Source organism: Actinosynnema sp. NPDC023794, assembly GCF_040639675.1.
Classification (GTDB): Bacteria; Actinomycetota; Actinomycetes; order Mycobacteriales; family Pseudonocardiaceae; genus Actinosynnema; species Actinosynnema luteola.
In genome coordinates this window covers 265,017-271,398 of record NZ_JBFAFR010000010.1, presented here as the reverse complement: position 1 = coordinate 271,398, position 6,382 = coordinate 265,017, and the positions used below count along the sequence as shown (strand labels likewise).

Genomic DNA, 6,382 nt, shown 5'->3' with positions numbered 1-6,382 from the left:
CCGCGGTGCTGGTCCGGGAGATCTTGCTGCGCCGGACGCCGCTGCGGCCGGGGCGGTGGACGTTCTTCCTCGTGTCGGCCACGTGCCTGGCGATCCTTGCCCAGCCCGGCGCCCTTGATCGCGGCGGTGATGGCGAGCATCTCGCGCATCCCCGGCCCGCCCTTGGGGCCCTCGTAGCGGATGACGACCACGTCGCCGGCGGTGATCGTGCCGTCCTCCAGCGCGTCCATGGCCGCGCGCTCGCGGTCGAACACGCGGGCGGTGCCGGTGAACACGTCGGAGTCGAACCCGGCGGACTTGACCACCGCGCCGTCGGGCGCGAGCGAGCCGCGCAGGATCGTGATGCCGCCGGTGCGGTGGATCGGCTCGTTCATCGCGCGCAGCACCGTGCCGTCGGGGTCCGGCGGCGCGATGTCGGCCAGGTTCTCGGCGATCGTGCGGCCGGTGACGGTGAGGCAGTCGCCGTGCAGCAGGCCCGCGTCCAGCAGCGCCTTCATCACCACGGGCACGCCGCCGATGCGGTCGACGTCGGTCATCACGTGCCTGCCGAAGGGCTTGACGTCCGCCAGGTGCGGCACCTTCGCGCCGATCCTCGTGAAGTCGTCCAGGCTCAGCTCCACCTCGGCCTCGTGCGCGATGGCCAGCAGGTGCAGCACGGCGTTGGTCGACCCGCCGAACGCCATCACCACGGCGATCGCGTTCTCGAACGCCTCCCGGGTCATGATCTGCCGCGCGGTGATGCCCTTGCGCAGCATCCCGACCACGGCCTCGCCGGACTTGCGGGCGAACCCGTCGCGCCGCCGGTCCGTGGCGGGCGGCGCGGCGCTGCCCGGCAGGGACATGCCCAGCGCCTCGGCCGCGCTCGCCATCGTGTTCGCGGTGTACATGCCGCCGCACGCGCCCTCGCCGGGGCAGATGGCGCGTTCGATGAGGTCGACGTCCTCGCGGCTCATCAGGCCGCGGGCGCACGCGCCGACGGCCTCGAACGCGTCGATGATCGTGACCTCGCGCTCGCTGCCGTCCGTCAGGGTGACCCGGCCGGGCAGGATCGAGCCCGCGTAGAGGAAGACGGAGGCCAGGTCGAGCCGCGCGGCGGCCATGAGCATGCCCGGCAGCGACTTGTCGCAGCCCGCCAGCAGCACCGAACCGTCCAGCCGCTCGGCCTGCATGACCGTCTCCACGCTGTCCGCGATGACCTCGCGGGACACCAGGGAGAAGTGCATGCCCTCGTGGCCCATCGAGATGCCGTCGGACACCGAGATCGTGCCGAACTCGAGCGGGTAGCCGCCCGCCGCGTGCACGCCGTCCTTGCTCGCCTTCGCGAGCCGGTCCAGCGACAGGTTGCACGGCGTGATCTCGTTCCACGACGAGGCGACGCCGATCTGGGGCTTGACCCAGTCGTCGTCGCCCATCCCGACCGCCCGCAGCATCCCGCGCGCGGCGGTCCTCTCCAGGCCGTCGGTGACGTCGCGACTGCGCGGCTTGATGTCCGGGGTCTCGTTCATGGACGAAACCTAACGTCCCGGCGGGGTCGTCGCACCGGCGACCGGCCGAGCCCGGCCTCGACCGGTCGAAGCGGTCGAGGCCGGGAGCCCGTCACAGCCCGGTGTAGCTCTTGAGGCCGACCAGGGTGGTGAGCTTCATCGAGTTCGCGCCGGAGGGGGAGGGCAGGCCGAACCGCTTGTCCACCAAGCGGTCCAGGCCGCCGCAACCCCGCGCGGGAGGCACCGCGAACGCGTTGTCCTCGATGGTGAACCGGAGCACGGGCGGGTCGGCGGAGATCCGGTCGGGTCCGCTGGTCCGGATGGGTTGGAACACGAGCGGGTCGTCCTCGTCGCCGATCGAGCAGGTCCGCGGCAGCAGCCCGTTGACCACCCGCAGCTTCAGGTGCTGCACGCCCATCCGGTCGCCGTCGGAGAGGAAGTCGGCGAACCCGGCGTACTCGACGCGCAGGTCCGCGCGCAGCACCGGGTGGTGCCCGGGCACGCCGAGCAGGCCGCCCGGCACGTTCGTCGGCTCGGCCCGCAGAGCGCCGAAGACCTGCGCGAACTCGCCGTCCAACCGCCTCTCGGCGAACGTCAGCCGCATCGCGCCGGTGCTCTGCTCGGCCAGGTCGCCGAACTTGATGGTGCCGCTGGACACCAGCACCTCGCAGCGCCACTGCGCGGGGTCCGCGCCGGCGGGGATCGCGGGGCAGTCGGCGAAGTCGAACGCGGGCGTCGGCGCGGGCTGCCCGGCGGCGTGCTGCGGGACCGCGGCGGCCTGCTGGGGCACTGCGCCGGCCTGCTGGGGCGCCACCGCGGCCAGGCCGAACAGCGCCGTGCCGGCCAGTGCCGCGACGGCGGCGCGGCGGGAGGTTCTCGTCATGCGGCGAGCCTCCCGCCTCGCGCCGCGTCCATGATCCGGCAGATCCCCGGTATCACCCCCGGTGTGCGACCCCGAGGCGGGGCCGGGGGTCACCCGAGCAGGAACAGCACCGCGGACAGGCCGAAGCCGACCAGGCTGATCGTGGTCTCCATGACCGTCCACGTCACCAACGTGGTCCGCACGTCCATCCCCATCAGGTTGCCGACCAGCCAGAAGCCCGAGTCGTTGACGTGGCTCGCGATCACGGAGCCCGCCGCCAGGGCGAGCACGATCGCGGCCAGCTCGACCGCGCTGAACCCGCCCGCCTGCACGACGGGCTGCACCAGACCCGCGGCCGTGGTCAACGCGACCGTCGCCGAGCCCTGCGCGATCCGCAACGCGGCGGCGATGACGAACCCGGCCGCGAACACGGGCAGCCCGATGTCGGTGAGCCCGTCCGACAGCGCGTCCCCGATGCCGCCGGCCCGCAGCACGGCGCCGAACATGCCGCCCGCGCCGGTGATGAGGATGACCGCGCACACCGGCCCGAGGGCCGAGTCGGTCAGCTTCTCGACCGCGTCCTTGCGCAGGCCGAGGGCGTAGGAGGCGACGAGCACGGTCACCAGCAGCGCCACCGGCGTCGAGCCGAGCGCGCGGGCGACCTCGAACCAGGACGCCTCGCCGTCGACCCACCCGGCGGCGCGCGCCGCGTCCAGCCCGGTGTTGGTGAAGATCATGACCAGCGGGAGCAGCAGCAGCGCGACGACGGTGCCCGGCCGCGGCGGGTTCTCGTGGTCCTCGGCCTGCGGACCGCCGCTGAGGATCGTCGGCACGGGCAGGACCAGCCTCTTGCCCATCGCCAGCCCGAACAGGTAGCTGGTCGTGTACCAGGTCGGGATCGCGATCAGCAGGCCGAACGCGATCACCAGGCCGACGTCCGCGCCGAGCAGCTCGGTCGCCGCCACCGGACCCGGGTGGGGCGGGACGAACACGTGCATCACGGAGAACGCGCCCGCGGCGGGCAGGCCGTAGCGCAGCACGCCGCCGCCCAGCCGCCGGGCCACCGCGAACACGATCGGCAGCATCACGACGAGGCCGGCGTCGAAGAAGATGGGGAAGCCGAACACCAGCGAGCTGACGCCGAGCGCGAGCGGCGCGCGCTGCTCGCCGAACCGGCGGATCAGCGCGTCGGTCAACGACTGCGCGCCGCCCGTGACCTCCACGAGCCTGCCCAGGATCGCGCCGAGGCCGACGAGCAGCGCGACGCTGCCGAGGGTGGTGCCGAACCCGCCGATGAGGGTGGGGACCACCGACTCGGCCGGGATGCGCGCGGCGAACGCGGTGAGCAGGCTGACCAGCACCAACGCCAGGAACGCGTGCACCCGCAGGTACATGATGAGGAACAGCAGGAGGGCGATCGCGCCCGCGGCGATGCCGAGCAGGGCGCCCGTGCCGAAGGTCTGGACCCAGTCGTCGTCGACAGTCATTGGCAGCTCCGTCGCTCGAGGAGGTTCCGGCGGGTCACGCCGGGTGCCCGGCGGCGAGGTCGAGCCGGGTCACGGCTTCCTCGACGATCAGCTCCGGCGTCCGCGTCACGTCGACCGCGACGCCGTCCTCGTCGGACGTCAGCGGTTCGAGGGCGTCGAACTGCGACCGGAGCAGGGAGGGCGGCATGAAGTGGCCCGACCGGTGCCGCATCCGCTCGCCGATCACGTCGGCCGTGCCGTGCAGGTGGAGGAATCGGACCCGGGCGTCCGCGTCCCGCAGCACGTCGCGGTAGGCGCGCTTGAGCGCCGAGCACGTGACGACCGTGCTCTCGCCCGCGGCGGCGCGTTCGGTGATCCAGTCGCGGATCGCGGCCAGCCAGGGCGCGCGGTCGGCGTCGGTGAGCGGGGTGCCCGCGGACATCTTCCCGATGTTGGCGGCCGGGTGGAACTCGTCGGCCTCGGCCATCGGTCGGCCGAGCCGGTCGGCCAGCATCCGGGCGACCGTGCTCTTGCCCGATCCGGACACGCCCATCACGACCACGCAGGTCGGTTCGGCGCTCGTGGTCATGGGGTGCACCTCTCGGCTGCGACGACGAGACGATCAAAAGTAGTACCTTTGGCGGCGAAAGGTATCACCTTTGAACGGGCTGAGGAAGGCGCGCCGGGGCTACGCTGCTGCCGTGCCGGTACAACGTCGGGGGGTGGCGCCGGGCGGCGACGCCCTGCACACCTCCGTGCTCGACACCCTCGGGCTGCGGATCACCAGCGGCGACCTGGCCGAGGGGCGGGTCCTGACGCTCGACGGCATCCAGGAGCAGTTCGGGGTGTCCCGGACCGTCGCCCGCGAAACCATGCGGGTGCTGGAGTCGATGGGCCTGGTGACGTCACGGCGACGGGTCGGCATCACGGTGCAGCCCCAGTCGTCCTGGCAGGTCTACGACCCGCGGTTGATCTGGTGGCGGCTGGCCGGGCCGCACCGCGACGCCCAGCTGCGCGCGCTCACCGAACTGCGGATCGCGGTCGAGCCGGTGGCCGCGGCGCGGGCGGCGTGGAACGCGTCGGCGAAGGAGCGCGACCGCCTGCTCGACCTCGCCACGCGGATGCGTCGGCTGGGCGAGGCCGGCGAGCTGGAGGAGTTCCTCGAACTGGACGTCGCCTTCCACGCGCTGCTGCTGGAGTCGGGCGGCAACGAGATGTTCGCCGCGCTCCAGGACGTGGTCGCGGTGGTGCTGCGCGGGCGGACGAGCCTGGGGCTGATGCCGGAGAAGCCCGTGCCCGGCGCGTTGGACCTGCACGAAGAGGTGGCGCGGGCGGTCGCGTCCCGACACCCCGAGGCCGCCGAACTGGCCATGCGCGCGTTGGTGACCGAGGTGCGCGACGCCGTGGTGCCCGTGAACGGCCCGCGCGCGGTTCTCTGATCGGGGCCCTTCCGGGTGTCCGCGAACCGACGGTTGTCGGTCGTGGCCGGTCCGCAGTGGACACCGTCCGGCGTGGCGCCCGCGGTGGACGAGCCGGCCGGAGGCCACGGTGCCGGGAACGCGCGGCCCCCGTTCGCCGTCGAAGGCGCGAACCACGAACGGGGAGGCGCCGTGAACTACCCACAGCAACCGCCGAGCGGGCAGGACCCCTACGGGCAGCCCGGCCAGTACGGCGGCTACCAGTACGGCGGGTTCGCGCCGCAGCCCCCTCCCACGCCGAAGAAGCGGACCGGGGCGATCGTCGCCGCAGTCGGGCTGGTCGTGCTGGTGCTGGGCGGTGTGGCGTTCACCGGGTTCGTGCAGCCCGGGTTCTTCCTGGGTGCGGCGGACCCCACCACGACCACGACCGCGCCGCCGACCACCGCGTCGTCCACGACGGCGAAGGGCGGCGACGCGGAGAAGCTGCTGGAGGCGCTGGTCGCCGGGCTGGACTCCCAGGACGCCGCCGCCCTCAAGAAGCTCAAGTGCCCGAAGGCCAAGTCCGGCGTGGACAATGCCATCGAGGACGTGTCCGCGCTCAAGAAGGCCGAGCTCGTCAGCAGCGACGAGGTCACCGACGACAAGGTGGAGGGGACCGTCGAGGTCACCACGTCCGCGCGGACGTCGCAGGTCGAGGTGACGGTCGTCCGCGAGGACGGCGACTGGTGCTGGCAGGACATCGCGCGGGCCAAGGACGGGCCGTCGGCCAGCGGACGCCCGACGGCGACCACCGCGCCGACCACCGACCGCGAGCCCACGGCCGGCGGCAAGCCGGTGCCGCCCGAGGCGCTCGCCGCCATGCGGTCCTTCCTGGACAGCGTGAACGCCGGTGACGCGGCGACCGCGGCCGGCCTGCTGTGCTCGGACGCCATCAACGACGCGGCGGACGTGGAGAAGTTGGTCGGGTACGACCCGGACCTGGCCATCGACCCGGCGATGGACGGCCGGACGGCGGGGGAGGACTCCTTCCAGGCCTACCTCAAGGGCACGGCCAAGGGGCAGAAGGTGGGGGGCTACTCCACGAACCTCTGGGTGACCAGCTACGACGGCCCGTGGTGCGTGCACGCGTTCCGCGTCGTCGTCACCTGATCA

General features: G+C 73.0%; 6 protein-coding genes. 2 read left to right on the top strand and 4 right to left on the bottom strand.

The genetic code is table 11. From position 1 onward, the window contains the following. From ilvD to AB0H12_RS22650, 4 genes are all read right to left on the bottom strand, one after another. Window positions 1-1,505 (bottom strand): dihydroxy-acid dehydratase (ilvD, locus tag AB0H12_RS22665; RefSeq protein ID WP_499624957.1); only part of this gene is annotated, 1,505 nt, incomplete at its 3' end. Window positions 1,506-1,596: 91 nt separating this feature from the next. Then, complete coding sequence (locus AB0H12_RS22660) at window positions 1,597-2,367, bottom strand: hypothetical protein (protein WP_499624955.1); 771 nt, start codon at window positions 2,365-2,367, stop codon at window positions 1,597-1,599. Between the two features lie 89 nt (window positions 2,368-2,456). Further along, a complete protein-coding gene (locus tag AB0H12_RS22655) occupies window positions 2,457-3,833 on the bottom strand; it encodes a GntP family permease (RefSeq protein WP_499624953.1) in 1,377 nt (458 codons plus the stop codon). 34 nt (window positions 3,834-3,867) lie between these two features. After that, the gene (locus tag AB0H12_RS22650) at window positions 3,868-4,401 is read right to left on the bottom strand and encodes a gluconokinase (protein ID WP_499624951.1); all 534 of its coding nucleotides are present in this window, start codon (window positions 4,399-4,401) and stop codon (window positions 3,868-3,870) included. Between the two features lie 112 nt (window positions 4,402-4,513). Between AB0H12_RS22650 and AB0H12_RS22645 the strand changes: the two genes are divergently transcribed. Further along, window positions 4,514-5,251 carry a FadR/GntR family transcriptional regulator gene (locus tag AB0H12_RS22645; RefSeq protein WP_499624949.1) on the top strand — a complete coding sequence of 246 codons (738 nt, stop codon included), beginning with the start codon at window positions 4,514-4,516 and terminating at the stop codon, window positions 5,249-5,251. 171 nt (window positions 5,252-5,422) lie between these two features. Continuing rightward, entirely contained in the window at window positions 5,423-6,379 is a 957-nt protein-coding gene (locus tag AB0H12_RS22640; RefSeq protein ID WP_499624947.1) for a hypothetical protein, read from the top strand. The last annotated feature ends 3 nt before the right edge of the window (window positions 6,380-6,382 follow it).